This window comes from Vibrio sp. R78045, from assembly GCF_042466085.1.
Taxonomy (GTDB): Bacteria; Pseudomonadota; Gammaproteobacteria; order Enterobacterales; family Vibrionaceae; genus Vibrio; species Vibrio cyclitrophicus.
This window is the reverse complement of sequence record NZ_JAXHBS010000013.1, coordinates 693,950-711,202: the sequence shown is the minus strand read 5'-3', so window position 1 is coordinate 711,202 and position 17,253 is coordinate 693,950. Positions and strand designations below refer to the sequence as shown.

The window sequence follows — 17,253 nt, the reverse complement described above, 5'->3', positions numbered from 1 at the left end:
TTATGAGCAATGAAATGTTAACAATGCTAAAAGACGCACTTGATATGTTCGCTTTCTTAGCAGTAGAGCTAATCATCCTTTTTTTGGCGATCAGCTACATTGTTGGGATTCTGCAAGAGTTTCTTACGCCAGAAAAGATTCAATCTATCTTGAGCTCACGTAACGGTAAGGGCTATGTGGTTGCTGCACTATTGGGTGCGATTACGCCTTTCTGTTCATGTTCGACGATTCCTTTCCTAAAAGGATTGCTGCGTGCAAGAGCAGGTTTTGGTCCAATGATGGTGTTCCTATTCGGTAGCCCACTCTTGAACCCGGTGATCATTGGCTTGTTCGTGATTACGTTCGGCTGGCAAGTGGCTGTGTTCTACTTCTTAGTAGCAATGACGGTATCGGTAGTCGCAGGTTACGCACTTGAGAAGCTTGGCTTTGAGCGTTACGTAAAACCTGAAGCGTATGAATCGTCAGGTTCAGCTTCAAGCTGTGGGACTAGCTGTGATGACTCTGCCCCTAAGAAAGCAGTACCTGTTAAAGCGGAATCTTCATGTGGTACAAGTGCATGTGGTGAGCCTGCGCCTGTAATGGCAAAAGAGACATCTTGCTGCGATTCGAAAAAAGAAGAACCACAAGTGACTGTGTCAGGCTGCTCAACGGATGGAAGCGCGACGGCTGAAATCGTAGAGAAGAAAGAACCTAGCCGTTGGATGAGAATTTGGTTCTCAACTTGGAAAGACTTCAAACAAGTATTCCCTTATCTAATGATGGGTATCGCGATTGGTTCATTCATCTACGGCTTCATTCCTACAGACCTCATTGCACAGTACGCTGGTGAAGGTATGTGGTATGCGATTCCAGTAGCAGCCGTGATTGGTATTCCACTGTACATTCGTGCTGAAGCGGTAATCCCACTAAGTGCAGCTTTAGTACAAAAAGGTATGGCGTTGGGTTCAGTAATGGCATTGATCATTGGTAGTGCAGGCGCAAGTTTAACGGAAGTTATCCTGCTTAAATCAATCTTTAAGAATCAAATGATTGCAGCATTCCTATTCGTTATCCTAAGCATGGCGATGGGTGCAGGCTTCCTATACAGCTTCATCTTTGGTTAATCAGGCCTGATTTCGAGATAACACCATCGATACTGAGAGGTAAATAAGCAAAAGAGCTCAACTAAGTGAGCTCTTTTTTTGTTTAGATAATTAGCTAGGAGGTTAGAAACCGCGAATATCAAGCTCATTGTTGATCAACACTACACACTGAGAAGCGAACAGCATGTTCGGACCTAAACTGATTTTCTCTGTTCCTAAACGCTTTAAGCTGTTGTAGCTTTTCTTTGGCATAGGGATGTGGTCAGTTAGAAGGAAACATGGGTTTTCCGCAATCTCTGCATCACGGATAATGTCGCCTTTCTTATCCATCATGTACAGCTGGTGGTCTTCGGCCAGTTCTTTGACCAACTTTTCAAAGCTCATGGTACGGACAGTGATGCCCGGTTCTACCTGACGTGTCTGTTCTTTTGTCATGCCTTGAGAAGCGTCAACCGCTCTTACTACCGCAGATAACAGTGCAGATTCATGAAAGCCACCAATGTTGGTGATTTCATTTGAATCGAATGTAATGGTACGTGAAAAGTCTTTAGTACTCTCTAGCACAAGGTGCACGGTGACATTCTCACGGTGAGATTGAGCAACGAAGATCGTGTTCATCAGAGTATGAGCCAGAATCTCGGTATGAGCGTTTTGCCCAACACCTTCTAAGATAAGTTTACTCTCTGTAGGGGCTGCGCGAGCGCGTAATACAAATGAACGCATGGAATGTACCTTGTCAGTATGTGATAAAGCTAAACGGACTTTATCAACATGAATTTATGAATAACCAAAATTGTGGCGGTATGTAACTCTTTTCTATTAATGAAGTCAAATAGAGTTGCTTATAGCGCCAACCAGAAGAACTCTGCGTATTAAATAGAGAATGACCACATTACAAGATGGTAAGGGTTGAAGCGACCCAATGTTTACGTAGATAGTATGCGCAAATTATTAGGTGACTTACTTAAGGAAGTAGTCGATGAAGTTACAGAAAATCAATAAAGAAGAATATAGAAAGAAGATGAACCTGCTGTTGGTTTCGTTAGTTGGGTCACTCGCCTTGTTTGCTATCGTATTCGGTAGCATTCTGATTGAACTTTTTGGTTCAGCTGGGTCCGCTAGTGGGGAAGCGACAGGCAATTTCCATTTGAATGTACTCGGGGTGATTTTATCAGTCGCACTGAATGCCTTTATCGCGAGTCGTGTGAAAGGGCATGATTACTTTAAAGAGGCGCTTTATGTGTGGAACCTTAAACAAGTTCACAATCAAATCTATCGTAAGCTTAAGCGTATTCAACTAAAAGCTGAGCAAGGCGATCGAGAAGCATTAATTATCCTTTACTTCTATTACACTACGCAAAAACAGGTATACGACCTAGATAACAATACATTGACGATAAAAACGGTTCAGCAATCGCTAGATAACATAGTGGAGCTAAGTGAAAAGTGGAGTATTGAACTGGATATAGAGGCATTTTCGAAAGATCTAGTCGCAAAATTCTAAGTTATATGCTCTTGATTGTATGAGCTTTAACCTGTGAAAGCGGGTTTTGACGTAAAAGTAGCCGCTTAAGCTACTTTTTTGAATTTTTATCAAAAAAGGGGTTGCCATGTTTTCGATGATCTCTATAATGCCGCCTCACTGACACGGTAGACGCCACAAGGCTTCAGCAGTAATCAGTAAGACGGAAAGTTCGAAAGGAATTAATTTTAAAAAGTGTTTGACACTTAAGATTAAATCGCTAGAATTCACGTCCGCTTTCAAGGGTTTCTTTGTAAAAAGAAAGTTTCGATAAGCAAAGCTCTTTAAAAATTTAAACCTATCAATCTGTGTGGGCACTCGTTGATGAATATCAAAACGTTTTATCTTCCCTTTTTATTAAGAGAAGTAAAACAGATTCCTCGGAATCAACTTTGGTTTCAATGAACTGAGTGACCAATACGAATAACTACTTTCTCTTGTGGAAAGAAAGTATTTGGCACAGTCAATTCATTACCATTCTGTTCTTATTTATTTAAGAAGAGAGGGGTAATAGCTTTAGAATTACATGTTCATCAATCTTTTTCGAAAGAGCAATGAATATTAGTTTTGAAGTCAGTATTCATTGAGCCGACAAAATCTTAAATTGAAGAGTTTGATCATGGCTCAGATTGAACGCTGGCGGCAGGCCTAACACATGCAAGTCGAGCGGAAACGACACTAACAATCCTTCGGGTGCGTTAATGGGCGTCGAGCGGCGGACGGGTGAGTAATGCCTAGGAAATTGCCTTGATGTGGGGGATAACCATTGGAAACGATGGCTAATACCGCATGATGCCTACGGGCCAAAGAGGGGGACCTTCGGGCCTCTCGCGTCAAGATATGCCTAGGTGGGATTAGCTAGTTGGTGAGGTAATGGCTCACCAAGGCGACGATCCCTAGCTGGTCTGAGAGGATGATCAGCCACACTGGAACTGAGACACGGTCCAGACTCCTACGGGAGGCAGCAGTGGGGAATATTGCACAATGGGCGAAAGCCTGATGCAGCCATGCCGCGTGTATGAAGAAGGCCTTCGGGTTGTAAAGTACTTTCAGTTGTGAGGAAGGGTGTGTAGTTAATAGCTGCGCATCTTGACGTTAGCAACAGAAGAAGCACCGGCTAACTCCGTGCCAGCAGCCGCGGTAATACGGAGGGTGCGAGCGTTAATCGGAATTACTGGGCGTAAAGCGCATGCAGGTGGTTCATTAAGTCAGATGTGAAAGCCCGGGGCTCAACCTCGGAACTGCATTTGAAACTGGTGAACTAGAGTGCTGTAGAGGGGGGTAGAATTTCAGGTGTAGCGGTGAAATGCGTAGAGATCTGAAGGAATACCAGTGGCGAAGGCGGCCCCCTGGACAGACACTGACACTCAGATGCGAAAGCGTGGGGAGCAAACAGGATTAGATACCCTGGTAGTCCACGCCGTAAACGATGTCTACTTGGAGGTTGTGGCCTTGAGCCGTGGCTTTCGGAGCTAACGCGTTAAGTAGACCGCCTGGGGAGTACGGTCGCAAGATTAAAACTCAAATGAATTGACGGGGGCCCGCACAAGCGGTGGAGCATGTGGTTTAATTCGATGCAACGCGAAGAACCTTACCTACTCTTGACATCCAGAGAAGCCAGCGGAGACGCAGGTGTGCCTTCGGGAGCTCTGAGACAGGTGCTGCATGGCTGTCGTCAGCTCGTGTTGTGAAATGTTGGGTTAAGTCCCGCAACGAGCGCAACCCTTATCCTTGTTTGCCAGCGAGTCATGTCGGGAACTCCAGGGAGACTGCCGGTGATAAACCGGAGGAAGGTGGGGACGACGTCAAGTCATCATGGCCCTTACGAGTAGGGCTACACACGTGCTACAATGGCGCATACAGAGGGCAGCAAGCTAGCGATAGTGAGCGAATCCCAAAAAGTGCGTCGTAGTCCGGATTGGAGTCTGCAACTCGACTCCATGAAGTCGGAATCGCTAGTAATCGTGAATCAGAATGTCACGGTGAATACGTTCCCGGGCCTTGTACACACCGCCCGTCACACCATGGGAGTGGGCTGCAAAAGAAGTGGGTAGTTTAACCTTTCGGGGAGGACGCTCACCACTTTGTGGTTCATGACTGGGGTGAAGTCGTAACAAGGTAGCCCTAGGGGAACCTGGGGCTGGATCACCTCCTTATACGAAGATACTTACGATGAGTGTCCACACAGATTGATTAGGTTTAGAAAGAAAAAGAGAAGAAGAGCTCCCAAAGTTCTTCGAAGTTTGTTTCTACTTTTAAAGTGGAGATAAATTAGCAGTGTCCCGTTCGTCTAGAGGCCTAGGACACCGCCCTTTCACGGCGGTAACAGGGGTTCGACTCCCCTACGGGATACCACTTCCTTCAAAAAGTAAAAAGGGTCGTTAGCTCAGTTGGTAGAGCAGTTGACTTTTAATCAATTGGTCGCAGGTTCGAATCCTGCACGACCCACCATTTCCTCCCAAGGAAATAAAATTTGGGGCGATTAGCTCAGTTGGGAGAGCACCTGCCTTACAAGCAGGGGGTCACTGGTTCGAGCCCGGTATCGCCCACCATTTCCTCCCAAGGAAATAAAAATATGGGGCTATAGCTCAGCTGGGAGAGCGCCTGCCTTGCACGCAGGAGGTCTGCGGTTCGATCCCGCATAGCTCCACCATTCCTTCCATAAGGAATTAAAACTTTTATGGGCGATTAGCTCAGTTGGGAGAGCACCTGCCTTACAAGCAGGGGGTCACTGGTTCGAGCCCGGTATCGCCCACCATCTTTAAACATTCTTTGATGACAACAGTCTGAAGCGAGTTTTTAAAAATGGTTTTGAAAGTTTAAAACTTGAAAAACTCTTGCTCTTTAACAATTTGGAAAGCTGACTGATTAGCTTAATTATTTTTACTTTTTAAAAAGTAAAACAAAACGGCCAAGGCTGTGATTAAGTTAATCAAATTTAAAAGTTCTCAATGTTTATCTGCTCTTATTTAATAAGAACGGCATAAACACAACAAACACATTCAAGTGTCTTGTATTCGAATGATCAGAAATGATTGTTCATTTTTTGATTCTACTTTTTATTAAAAAGTGGAAACAAAAAGTAAATTGAGTCCGGCAAACAGTCATCAAGAATTAACCCTTCTTGATGACAACCAAAAACCTTGGTTAGTTGCCATACGCTTATTTGTCTTCACTTTTTAAAGTGAAAGCAAATAGAAACCCTTTCGGGTTGTATGGTTAAGTGACTAAGCGTACACGGTGGATGCCTTGGCAGTCAGAGGCGATGAAAGGCGTAATAACTTGCGATAAGCCCAGATTAGGTAGTAATAACCTTTTGAGTCTGGGATTCCTGAATGGGGAAACCCACTTACATAAGTAAGTATCCTGTTGTGAATACATAGCAACAGGAGGCAAACCGGGGGAACTGAAACATCTAAGTACCCCGAGGAAGAGAAATCAACCGAGATTCCGAAAGTAGCGGCGAGCGAAATTGGATTAGCCCTTAAGCTTTTAATGATGCAGGTGAAGAGTCTGGAAAGTCTCGCAATAAAGGGTGATAGCCCCGTAACCGACACATCATAATCAGTGAAAACGAGTAGGGCGGGACACGTGATATCCTGTCTGAATATGGGGGGACCATCCTCCAAGGCTAAATACTACTGACTGACCGATAGTGAACCAGTACCGTGAGGGAAAGGCGAAAAGAACCCCTGTGAGGGGAGTGAAATAGAACCTGAAACCGTGTACGTACAAGCAGTAGGAGCACCTTCGTGGTGTGACTGCGTACCTTTTGTATAATGGGTCAGCGACTTAATTTTAGTAGCAAGGTTAACCGTTTAGGGGAGCCGTAGGGAAACCGAGTCTTAACTGGGCGTACAGTTGCTAGGATTAGACCCGAAACCAGGTGATCTAGCCATGGGCAGGTTGAAGGTTGAGTAACATCAACTGGAGGACCGAACCGACTAATGTTGAAAAATTAGCGGATGACTTGTGGCTAGGGGTGAAAGGCCAATCAAACCTGGAGATAGCTGGTTCTCCCCGAAAGCTATTTAGGTAGCGCCTCGGACGAATACTACTGGGGGTAGAGCACTGTTAAGGCTAGGGGGTCATCCCGACTTACCAACCCTTTGCAAACTCCGAATACCAGTAAGTACTATCCGGGAGACACACGGCGGGTGCTAACGTCCGTCGTGGAGAGGGAAACAACCCAGACCGCCAGCTAAGGTCCCAAAGTATAGCTAAGTGGGAAACGATGTGGGAAGGCTCAGACAGCCAGGATGTTGGCTTAGAAGCAGCCATCATTTAAAGAAAGCGTAATAGCTCACTGGTCGAGTCGGCCTGCGCGGAAGATGTAACGGGGCTAAGCTATACACCGAAGCTGCGGCTACGTACCTTAGGGTATGTGGGGTAGGGGAGCGTTCTGTAAGCCGTTGAAGGTGGTCTGTAAGGGCTGCTGGAGGTATCAGAAGTGCGAATGCTGACATGAGTAACGATAAAGGGAGTGAAAAACTCCCTCGCCGGAAGACCAAGGGTTCCTGTCCAACGTTAATCGGGGCAGGGTAAGTCGACTCCTAAGGCGAGGCCGAAAGGCGTAGTCGATGGGAAACGGGTTAATATTCCCGTACTTCTTACAATTGCGATGGGGGGACGGAGAAGGCTAGGTGGGCCTGGCGACGGTTGTCCAGGTTCAAGTATGTAGGCGGGTGGTTTAGGTAAATCCGGACCGCTATTAACGCTGAGATACGATGTCGAGCTACTACGGTAGTGAAGTCATTGATGCCATGCTTCCAGGAAAAGCCTCTAAGCTTCAGATTGTAAGGAATCGTACCCCAAACCGACACAGGTGGTCGGGTAGAGAATACCAAGGCGCTTGAGAGAACTCGGGTGAAGGAACTAGGCAAAATGGTACCGTAACTTCGGGAGAAGGTACGCTCTTATCAGTGAAGTCCCTTGCGGATGGAGCAGACGAGAGTCGCAGATACCAGGTGGCTGCAACTGTTTATTAAAAACACAGCACTGTGCAAAATCGTAAGATGACGTATACGGTGTGACGCCTGCCCGGTGCCGGAAGGTTAATTGATGGGGTTAGACTTCGGTCGAAGCTCTTGATCGAAGCCCCGGTAAACGGCGGCCGTAACTATAACGGTCCTAAGGTAGCGAAATTCCTTGTCGGGTAAGTTCCGACCTGCACGAATGGCGTAATGATGGCCACGCTGTCTCCACCCGAGACTCAGTGAAATTGAAATCGCTGTGAAGATGCAGTGTACCCGCGGCTAGACGGAAAGACCCCGTGAACCTTTACTACAGCTTGGCACTGAACATTGAACCTACATGTGTAGGATAGGTGGGAGACTATGAAATTGCGTCGCTAGATGTGATGGAGTCGTCCTTGAAATACCACCCTTGTAGTTTTGATGTTCTAACGTTGGTCCCTGAATCGGGATTACGGACAGTGCCTGGTGGGTAGTTTGACTGGGGCGGTCTCCTCCCAAAGAGTAACGGAGGAGCACGAAGGTGGGCTAAACACGGTTGGACATCGTGTGGTTAGTGCAATGGCATAAGCCCGCTTGACTGCGAGAATGACAATTCGAGCAGGTGCGAAAGCAGGTCATAGTGATCCGGTGGTTCTGAATGGAAGGGCCATCGCTCAACGGATAAAAGGTACTCCGGGGATAACAGGCTGATACCGCCCAAGAGTTCATATCGACGGCGGTGTTTGGCACCTCGATGTCGGCTCATCACATCCTGGGGCTGAAGTCGGTCCCAAGGGTATGGCTGTTCGCCATTTAAAGTGGTACGCGAGCTGGGTTTAGAACGTCGTGAGACAGTTCGGTCCCTATCTGCCGTGGGCGTTGGAAAATTGAAAGGGGCTGCTCCTAGTACGAGAGGACCGGAGTGGACGAACCTCTGGTGTTCGGGTTGTCATGCCAATGGCATTGCCCGGTAGCTAAGTTCGGAATCGATAACCGCTGAAAGCATCTAAGCGGGAAGCGAGCCTTGAGATGAGTTTTCCCTGGCACTATAAGTGTCCTAAAGGGTTGTCGTAGACTACGACGTTGATAGGCAGGGTGTGTAAGTGCTGCGAAGCATTGAGCTAACCTGTACTAATTGCCCGTGAGGCTTAACCATACAACACCCAAGGGGTTTTGTGGACTCAAAACTGTTTGTTTCCGCTTTTAAAAAAGCAGAAGCAAAACTACAAACGCTTGAATGAGTTTGTGAGAAACTTTTATAGCTCTATTAAATAGAGAAGCAGCTTTCCAGATTATTTTGCCTTCAGTTTTTAAAAACTGAAAGTAAAAGCAAAATTTGCTTGGCGACCATAGCATTGTGGACCCACCTGATTCCATGCCGAACTCAGAAGTGAAACACAATAGCGCCGATGGTAGTGTGGGGCTTCCCCATGTGAGAGTAGGACATCGCCAGGCTTTAAATTTATTTTCACTTTTTTAAAAGTGAAGACAAAAGGTATCGCTATTTGCGTATGCAATTAGCAACATCATTAGTGTACTAATCTATTGATGACAATTTGTTGGAGGGATGGCTGAGTGGTCGAAAGCACCGGTCTTGAAAACCGGCAACCGTTAATAGCGGTTCTAGGGTTCAAATCCCTATCCCTCCACCACCATTGAAAAGCCCGCTGAGAAATCAGCGGGCTTTTTTTGTCTGAAAATCATATGAAAACAAGTGTTTATCTTTCAATGCATGTATTAGCATAGGGAATTCGGGTATTTAAAATAACTTCCTTTTAAAATGGTCCCGAATGAAACTGAAGTACTGCAGTTTTAGGCTGGCGAAGTACTTTGACACAATGGAATGATTAACTCATTTATGTTGATGCAGGGCCTGAACTGCTTGATTGTTTTCGTTGGCAACCGCTGCTTAAGGCGTACCGCCATACTCGATTGCGTTTGGCAACTGCGTCCTCGGTTTGATGCTCCTAGCTATGCCGAGCGATTAGAAAGCTTTGAATGGTGGCATTGGGATGATGAAACACTAGCAGAAATATTGCCACCATTCCAAAAAGATTGCGGTGAGTTTTTGGCTTACTTTGAGCAAGTCTAACCCCAATATATTTTAAGTCTGAAACTAAAAAAGCAGCCTAGGTGGCTGCTTTTTCGTTTAATAACTTTATAGCGGTTTAGCTGGCAAGCCGTTTAGTTCGCTAACTGATTAATTAGAAAGCTTAGCCTCGACTTGCCCAAGTGCGCGTTGGTACATAAACCAAGCACATGTACCGGCAAGCACATTACCCACCATGGCACCCCAGAACAGGCCTTCAATACCAGCAAGCTGCGAACCAACCCACAAGCAAGGCAAGAAGAAGGCGAACAGGCGCAGCGCTGAAATCGTCAAGGCGGTGTAAGACTTGCCTAGAGCGTTAGACACAGAAACCATCAGCATACAGATTCCCAATGGCCCTAAGCTAATAGGCACGATCAGTAGGTGATAGTTCAAAATCGTTGATACTTCGCTTTCACTGGTCATTAGGTTGGCCAGTCCGCTCGAAAATAACCAAGTCACTAATGCTATCACCAGCTGGAAACCCAATACGAACATGACTGCAATCTTAACGAGCTTACGTATGTTTATCAGGTTGTTCTCTCCTAACATGCGTCCAATCATTGGTGGCATCGACATCGTTAGTGCAAGCACGGCGACAATCGAGAAGAATTCAAAACGTGAACCCAACGCCCAAGCAGCAACGGCAGCGGTGCCATAGCTAGCAAGTAGCTTAGTGGCAAACATTGATGAAACGGGTGGCAGCAGCTGACTGATCATCGCTGGTCCCATGATGTTGCCAATGGAGCGAACACTCTTACCAATGTTGAGATCGTGCCAGTCAAATGTCATCCAATGTTTCTTAGTTACCTTAGGAGCAACGATAAAGATGCCCGCACCGAACGCTAAAATGGTCGCAATGGCTGCTCCATTGATGCCCATGTCGAAAGTAAAGATGAAAATCGGATCCAATATCAAGTTGATGATACTGGTCGCGATCATCATTGAACCGGGCAGCATGGTATTACCGTTGGCACGACAAACACTGTAAAAGAAGTAGAGTAGGGCTCCTGTCCAAGAGCTGGCTAGCCAATAGATCCAATAAGAATCAATGATCGGTAATACCGTCGGTGGCGCATCCAACAATTGTAAAATTGGCCCACGAAGCAGATAGATGATGACAGAGAAAAGCGCGACACTCACGCTGCCCATCGCAATCACTAATCCACCAAGCTGCTTAGCGTAGCGCGTTTCATTCGCGCCAATGGCTCTTGCAATTACCGCGGTCGTTGCGATTCCTAGCCCGACCTGTATACCAATGATGATCATCTGTATCGGAAGTGTAAAACCTTGAACAGCGAGCGGTAGCACGCCCAGTTGGCCAATGAAAGCACTGTCTACAAGTTGGAAGCTCATCAGGGAAAGTACCCCAAATAGCATTGGCCATGTCATTGTATAGAGTTGTCGGCCAAGAGAAGGCGAGGGAGTTGCGGTAGTAGAATTCATAACACTCTTATCGGTCTTGAAGTTAGGCTTGTTGTGGTGACAAACCTCTCAATGAAGAATTGCGTAAAGGATAACGTAAGGTCAGCTCGATACCAATAATTGTTATTAGATCTATCGATATTACCTTTGCACAGTTTCATCGGTATGTGAGCATTGTGCGATGCAACTTTATGCGTTCGCTTATTGAAATTTACGGTGTCGTATCTTGTTTCTGAGTTTTATATTGGCGGATTGGGTCTAAAGGTTTTTAAGTCGACTATTTCTAATGCTTCGCTTTGTGCCGATAACTTGGTGCTGTGATACCAACCCAACCTTTGAAAGCACGGTTAAAGTTGCTCAAATCACTGTAACCAACTTGCCAACTGATCTCTTGAACTGAAAGGTCGGTCTCTTCGAGTAGCCGTTTTGCCTTGGTTTCACGAACTTGTTCTTTGGCTTCTTTAAAAAGAATGCCTTTACTCTTTAGATTTCTCTGTAGTGTTCGTTTTGTCATGCCGAGCATGGTCGCAAACCACTCAATATTGAACCAAGGTAAAGTCGAGTAAGTGTTTATCAGTGTCTTTACTGCTTGATCCCAATCTTGGGTACTATTTTGTTCTGAGATAGCGCGATAGTCGTCGGGCAGTGGGATCGCAATCGCACCATATTGTTGCTCAAACTGAATATCAGAATTAAAAAAGTGTTTAGGTAACTGACGCGCACCGTTGTTGGTAGAGACAAGTTTAGCGCGTGATGGTTGCCACTGGTCGTCTATAAACTTACGGCATAGGGTAATCACTGTAAGAGATCTAAACCATTCGGATTGTTCAAATCCAGAGGTTGATGGATGATAGCAACTGCGATGACATAACCACCACAAGCCATCTTTTTTCTCGGTCCATATCGTGACGTGGTTGTTCAAACTAGGCATTTCAGCGATCAAACAACGAATGGCTTGTTCTAACGATATGCATTTCTCTATCTCATGGTGTAGCTGTGGTGAAAGTTGTTCGAGAGAGGTTTTTCGCCCAACTTCAATACCAATCGAATAACCAAACTTACGCTCAAGTCGATGAATAAAAAGAATTAAATCTTGGGTAGGGAGCCATTGGTTAGACTGTGTTAGCTCAATTGGTAAACCGCACTCGATAGCGACACTGCGCCAGTCAAGCGATCTCTTGTCACAATATGCAATGTACGGGGCAATATTACTGGTAGAGCTCAATAGTATGTTAGTTATGTTCGATGATGCTTTCATTATTGTTAGTATTACCTATAAATGTCACCAAATGACCTAATTAAGTGTAGCGCAACTTCATATACTTCTTCTAACCCAAAGAGGAGAAGAACATGAAACTTACACCTATTGCCCTAATTCTTTCATCACTCACGATTTCATCGCTTGCTGTGTCATCGACTGTATTTGCAGAAAACCCAGTAGAAGCTGCGCTTAAGATTGAAGGCGCGCAGGTTACTCTACCTGTAAAAGATGCTCACCAATCTTTTACTCCTGGTTTCGTTGATTCAGCTCGTGAAAATTTCAATAATTTCCATTGGCAAATGGGTGGTGATCATAGTGTCTATTACAACATGCACATGAGTGAATTTATGCCGACTGCTCTTGCCGCTCCTAATGCTGAATATAAGCCACTGGTTAAAAACATCGATTCACGCCTTGCTAAATTAACCGTAAACACCGAAACCAAAGGTGAGCTGACAATGGAGCAATACCTAGCGGATGAGCAGTTCAGAACTCAAGGCTTCATGTTAATTCACAAGGGTGAAATTGTTTATCAGGCTTATCCAGGCATGAGCCCTACAGATAGCCACGTTTGGGCGTCAACAGCGAAAACGACAGTAGGTGCAGTAGTCGCTATGCTGGTTGAAGAAGGTAAAGTCGATCCAGAACAAGACATTACTTATTACATTCCCGAGTTAAAAGGGAGTAATTGGGAAGAAATCACTGTCCATCAAGTGCTCAACATGTCGACTGCGTTAGACAATGAAGAAACGCTCGAATCAATATTGAATCCTGATTCTGACGTAGTGCGTTTCTTCGCCGCATCATTCAATTCACCAAGAGCTAAAACCGGTGAGATGGAAACTTGGATGAATGTTGCGAAAGGAGCACAAAAACTAGAGGGTGAGAAAGCTGGTGATCATTTCCGCTATGCCTCAATCAATACCATGGTTTTGACCAAACTAGTCGAAAACATTGAAAACAAGACTTGGACTGAGGTATTTGAAGACCGTGTTTGGTCTAAGGTACATGCTCGTCAGCCTATGCAGATCAACCTAACACCTGATGGAATGGGTATCGCGGTAGGTTTGGTTTCGACGACCTTAGAAGATATGGCACGTTGGGGAACGTTATTTACACCGAGCTGGAAAGCCGTTGCTGATGAGCCTGTGATCTCACAAGCGGTGATTGACCGCATTCATAATGGTGGCGATCCGAAAACCTTCGAAGGCACCAGCAAAGATAGTAGTTCAGTGCATGCTTTTAACGAAAAGGCCGACTACAACGCTTATCAATTCGATTATATCTTCAATGACGGTGCGATGTCGAAAAGTGGCAACCTTGGCCAGTTTATCTATATCGACCCAGAGCGTGATTTTGTAGGCGTGATGTTTTCAACCAACCCATACCACTCAGGTTTTGGTGAGAATAAAGGCCCGGCACTGATGCGCTCTGCAGCGAAACTACTTGCCGACAAATAATCTACTTATAACCCAACAGGATGTTCCAGGCTTCAAGGAGGAAGCAAACGACTTTCGAGATATATAATGAAAAAGTTTGCTCTATTGATCCCTTTGAGTTTAGGTTTAGCGCTGCCTGCACATGCAGAGTCCGAACGTGTTATCGACCCGGCTGATGTCACCAAAGTTTATACTCAAGCTGCATTGATGTTGAACGGTAGCTCAGATATCCAATTTCAGGGACAAGTTTCTGGCGGTTTAGAAAACGGTCAACAGTTTGCCCTACTTGCTGAAGCGACGTTTGTCGATGAAAGTAACACAGCGCTTCGCGATCCAGACAAGTTTGGCACTGAGTACAGTAACTCTAGAGTCCAGTATTTCCATGTATTTGAGACGGGTACTAAGGCGACACCTAAAGTGGGTCTGTCATTAGATTACATTAATACGCGTACTAACATCAAAAACGATTTGTTGTCGGTTGGCGGGGTTGTTGCGATTAATCCTGCTTATACCGGTGGATTTCTTGTATTTCCAAGAGCAGGGTTGATGACAGGTAGCATGGAGATCCCTGGTGTTACTTCATCTAAAGATGATTTAACGGGATACTCTCTTGGTTTGATTACCGCGAAGCATCTCGGTGACTTTGGCGCCTATGTGTCTTTAGTACCAGAGTGGCAGGATCTTTCTGGCGATGACATCGATATGCAGAACTTCTCTTTCAAAACATCATTAAATGTACCGATGAACAGTGCAAGAACTTGGTGGTTGAATACGCGTTATGACATTACCAAAGCAGATGTTGATGTGAAAGGTGTGTCAATGCCGAATGATTGGCAAACCGAGGCTTGGATTGGTGTGAGATACTACTTCTAACCCCTAGTTTGCTAACATGCAAAGAACCTAGAAAAGCCAGTCATCGTGACTGGCTTTTGTCGTTTAGGTCTCGCACGAAGCGTTATTTATTTGCTACGTTACCAAGCTTCAACCATGTATCGATAACCGTGTCTGGGTTTAGGGATACAGAGCTGATGCCTTGTTCCATTAACCACTCCGCTAGGTCATCATGGTCAGATGGGCCTTGACCACAAATGCCCACGTATTTACCCGCTTTGGTTGCCGCGTCGATAGCCATTTTCAGCATCGCTTTTACAGCAGGGTTACGCTCATCGAATAGGTGTGCAACATCGCCAGAGTCACGGTCAAGACCAAGCGTCAGCTGTGTCATGTCGTTTGAACCGATAGAGAAGCCATCGAAGTACTTCAAGAACTCTTCAGCCAAAATTGCATTCGATGGTAGTTCACACATCATGATGACTTTCAGACCTTGGTCGCCACGGCGAAGGTCGAACTTAGCCAGAATGTCGATAACCGATGCTGCTTCGCTTGGAGTACGAACGAATGGAATCATGATTTCAACGTTTTTCAGACCCATTTCGTTGCGAACACGCTTGATCGCTTGAGTCTCTAGCTCGAAACAGTCTTCGAATACTGGTGAGATATAACGAGATGCGCCACGGAAGCCCAGCATTGGGTTCTCTTCATGTGGTTCAAACGTTTTACCACCGACTAGGTTGCTGTACTCGTTCGACTTAAAGTCAGACATACGTACGATTACACGCTTAGGCCAGAATGCAGATGCGATAGTCGCGATGCCTTCTGTCAGCTTGCTTACGTAGAAATCGATTGGATCTTTGTAGCCGCGAATACGCTCACTGATTTCTGTTTTTAGCTCGTCAGTTTGAGCATCGAAGTTCAATAGAGCTTTCGGGTGAATGCCGATCATCTTGTTGATGATGAACTCTAAACGAGCAAGGCCAACACCTTCGTTTGGAATCTGTGCAAAGTCGAATGCGCGATCTGGGTTACCCACGTTCATCATGACTTTGGTTGGCAGCATTGGCAGCTCATCAACTTCAGAACGTTTGATTTCAAAGTCGAGTTCGCCGTTGTAAACGTAGCCGGTTTCGCCTTCTGAACATGACACTGTTACTGTGTCGCCGTCATTCAGGCTGCTTGTCGCTGTACCACAACCAACAATTGCAGGAATACCTAGCTCACGAGCTATGATTGCTGCGTGACAAGTACGGCCACCACGGTTAGTCACAATCGCGGACGCTTTCTTCATCACAGGTTCCCAGTCTGGGTCTGTCATGTCTGTTACCAGTACGTCGCCTTCTTGAACCAATGACATTTGGTCTAGAGAATCAACTAAGCGAACAGGGCCTGAACCGATGCGTTGACCGATAGCACGGCCTTCAACCAAGACATCCGCCTTGTTGTTTAGTTCGTAACGCTCGATAACGTTTTGGTCACTTTGAGAACATACGGTTTCAGGACGAGCTTGGACGATGTAAAGCTTACCGTCGATGCCATCTTTTGCCCACTCAATGTCCATCGGACGTTGGTAGTGCTTCTCGATGATCATCGCTTGTTTCGCTAGTTCTTTGATCTCTTCATCGTTCAGTGAGAACTCGTTACGCTCTTGTTTATCGGTGTCGATGATATCAACTTGCTTGCCGATCTCTTGGTTGGTTGAGTAGATCATCTTGATCAACTTAGAACCAAATGTCTTTTTAACGATTGGATAGTGACCCGCTTCTAACATTGGCTTATGAACGTAGAACTCATCTGGGTTCACCGCGCCTTGTACAACCATTTCACCTAGACCCCAAGAAGAGGTAATGAACACCACTTGGTCGAAGCCAGACTCAGTATCAAGCGTAAACATTACACCTGAAGAGGCTTTGTCTGAGCGAACCATACGCTGGATACCTGCAGACAATGAAATTCCACGGTGATCAAAGCCTTGGTGTACACGGTAAGAGATGGCACGGTCGTTAAACAGTGAAGCATAAACGTGCTTGGTTGCTTCGAGTACCGCATCGATACCTTTCACGTTAAGGAAGGTTTCTTGTTGGCCGGCGAAAGAAGCATCTGGAAGGTCTTCTGCGGTTGCAGATGAACGAACCGCAACAGACAATTCTTCGTTGTCTTCGATCAGCTCGCGGTAGTTATCGCGGATGTCTTGCTCTAGTGATTCAGGAAAGGGGGCATCTAGAACCCATTGTCGAATCGTTGCACCTGTCTTACGCAGTGCGTCAACGTCTTCAACATCAAGTTCATCAAGTAGTTGGTGAATGCGCTCATCAAGACCTTTGTAGTCAAGAAAGTCGTTAAACGCATACGAAGTGGTAGCAAAACCATTAGGTACAGAAACACCAGCATTGGATAGGTTAGAAACCATCTCGCCCAGTGAGGCGTTCTTACCGCCGACTTTGTCGACATCTTCCATGGATAGGCCATTGAACCATAGGGTATTATTTTGCATTTATTTCTCCAGAAACATAGCAAGCATTGTAGGGATTTAAAGGCAAACGATTACGTATCAGTTTAAAAAAATGTAAATTATTTTCTAAAGCTGTGGGGGACGTAATAGTCAGCAGGGTTTTATTATCTATATTATGGTTACCATCCTACTCA

General features: G+C 45.6%; 9 protein-coding genes, 6 tRNA genes and 3 rRNA genes. 14 read left to right on the top strand and 4 right to left on the bottom strand.

The window, feature by feature from the left end; all coding sequences use genetic code 11:
- Positions 1-2: 2 nt before the first annotated feature.
- Entirely contained in the window at positions 3-1,103 is a 1,101-nt protein-coding gene (locus tag SJY39_RS13790; RefSeq protein WP_010433080.1) for a permease, read from the top strand.
- Between the two features lie 102 nt (positions 1,104-1,205).
- Here the strand turns inward: SJY39_RS13790 and trmY are convergent, their stop codons facing one another.
- Entirely contained in the window at positions 1,206-1,805 is a 600-nt protein-coding gene (gene trmY, locus SJY39_RS13785) for a tRNA (pseudouridine(54)-N(1))-methyltransferase TrmY (RefSeq protein ID WP_372264065.1), read from the bottom strand.
- A gap of 256 nt (positions 1,806-2,061) precedes the next feature.
- Here trmY and SJY39_RS13780 point away from each other — a divergent pair, with 256 nt between their 5' ends.
- The 11 genes from SJY39_RS13780 (at position 2,062) to SJY39_RS13730 (ending at position 9,651) form a co-directional block, all read left to right on the top strand.
- Positions 2,062-2,586 (top strand): DUF3087 family protein, encoded by a 525-nt coding sequence (locus tag SJY39_RS13780; protein WP_016799033.1) that lies wholly within the window; start codon positions 2,062-2,064, stop codon positions 2,584-2,586.
- Between the two features lie 619 nt (positions 2,587-3,205).
- A 16S ribosomal RNA gene (locus tag SJY39_RS13775) occupies positions 3,206-4,760 on the top strand.
- A 123-nt stretch (positions 4,761-4,883) separates the two neighbouring features.
- A tRNA-Glu gene (locus SJY39_RS13770) sits at positions 4,884-4,959 on the top strand.
- 20 nt (positions 4,960-4,979) lie between these two features.
- Positions 4,980-5,055 (top strand) — tRNA-Lys (locus tag SJY39_RS13765).
- 25 nt (positions 5,056-5,080) lie between these two features.
- A tRNA-Val gene (locus SJY39_RS13760) sits at positions 5,081-5,156 on the top strand.
- 25 nt (positions 5,157-5,181) lie between these two features.
- Positions 5,182-5,257, top strand: a tRNA-Ala gene (locus tag SJY39_RS13755).
- A gap of 29 nt (positions 5,258-5,286) precedes the next feature.
- Positions 5,287-5,362, top strand: a tRNA-Val gene (locus SJY39_RS13750).
- 459 nt (positions 5,363-5,821) lie between these two features.
- A 23S ribosomal RNA gene (locus SJY39_RS13745) occupies positions 5,822-8,715 on the top strand.
- Positions 8,716-8,898: 183 nt separating this feature from the next.
- A 5S ribosomal RNA gene (gene rrf / locus SJY39_RS13740) occupies positions 8,899-9,014 on the top strand.
- The 16S, 23S and 5S rRNA genes sit together here with 6 tRNA genes alongside, the layout of an rRNA operon.
- Before the next feature lie 106 nt (positions 9,015-9,120).
- Positions 9,121-9,211: transfer RNA gene (locus SJY39_RS13735), tRNA-Ser, on the top strand.
- 206 nt (positions 9,212-9,417) lie between these two features.
- Entirely contained in the window at positions 9,418-9,651 is a 234-nt protein-coding gene (locus SJY39_RS13730; RefSeq protein WP_010428389.1) for a phosphonate metabolism protein, read from the top strand.
- A 108-nt stretch (positions 9,652-9,759) separates the two neighbouring features.
- Here the strand turns inward: SJY39_RS13730 and SJY39_RS13725 are convergent, their stop codons facing one another.
- Positions 9,760-11,094: an MATE family efflux transporter gene (locus SJY39_RS13725; protein ID WP_016785945.1), complete on the bottom strand. Its 1,335-nt coding sequence runs from the start codon at positions 11,092-11,094 to the stop codon at positions 9,760-9,762.
- 262 nt (positions 11,095-11,356) lie between these two features.
- Complete coding sequence (locus tag SJY39_RS13720; RefSeq protein WP_010428403.1) at positions 11,357-12,331, bottom strand: AraC family transcriptional regulator; 975 nt, start codon at positions 12,329-12,331, stop codon at positions 11,357-11,359.
- 92 nt (positions 12,332-12,423) lie between these two features.
- Here SJY39_RS13720 and SJY39_RS13715 point away from each other — a divergent pair, with 92 nt between their 5' ends.
- Positions 12,424-13,794, top strand: coding sequence for a serine hydrolase (locus SJY39_RS13715; protein WP_010428405.1), 1,371 nt, complete (start codon positions 12,424-12,426; stop codon positions 13,792-13,794).
- Positions 13,795-13,860: 66 nt separating this feature from the next.
- Entirely contained in the window at positions 13,861-14,646 is a 786-nt protein-coding gene (locus SJY39_RS13710; RefSeq protein ID WP_010428407.1) for a hypothetical protein, read from the top strand.
- A gap of 82 nt (positions 14,647-14,728) precedes the next feature.
- Here the strand turns inward: SJY39_RS13710 and ppsA are convergent, their stop codons facing one another.
- Positions 14,729-17,101 (bottom strand): phosphoenolpyruvate synthase, encoded by a 2,373-nt coding sequence (gene ppsA, locus SJY39_RS13705; RefSeq protein ID WP_010428409.1) that lies wholly within the window; start codon positions 17,099-17,101, stop codon positions 14,729-14,731.
- Positions 17,102-17,253 lie beyond the last annotated feature (152 nt).

Excerpts from the sequence above, each read along its gene's own strand:
- SJY39_RS13790 (WP_010433080.1), top strand. The coding sequence starts at position 3 with ATGAGCAATGAAATGTTAACAATGCTAAAAGACGCACTTGATATGTTC.
- trmY (WP_372264065.1), bottom strand. The coding sequence starts at position 1,805 with ATGCGTTCATTTGTATTACGCGCTCGCGCAGCCCCTACAGAGAGTAAA.
- SJY39_RS13780 (WP_016799033.1), top strand. The coding sequence starts at position 2,062 with ATGAAGTTACAGAAAATCAATAAAGAAGAATATAGAAAGAAGATGAAC.
- SJY39_RS13730 (WP_010428389.1), top strand. The coding sequence starts at position 9,418 with ATGTTGATGCAGGGCCTGAACTGCTTGATTGTTTTCGTTGGCAACCGC.
- SJY39_RS13725 (WP_016785945.1), bottom strand. The coding sequence starts at position 11,094 with ATGAATTCTACTACCGCAACTCCCTCGCCTTCTCTTGGCCGACAACTC.
- SJY39_RS13720 (WP_010428403.1), bottom strand. The coding sequence starts at position 12,331 with ATGAAAGCATCATCGAACATAACTAACATACTATTGAGCTCTACCAGT.
- SJY39_RS13715 (WP_010428405.1), top strand. The coding sequence starts at position 12,424 with ATGAAACTTACACCTATTGCCCTAATTCTTTCATCACTCACGATTTCA.
- SJY39_RS13710 (WP_010428407.1), top strand. The coding sequence starts at position 13,861 with ATGAAAAAGTTTGCTCTATTGATCCCTTTGAGTTTAGGTTTAGCGCTG.
- ppsA (WP_010428409.1), bottom strand. The coding sequence starts at position 17,101 with ATGCAAAATAATACCCTATGGTTCAATGGCCTATCCATGGAAGATGTC.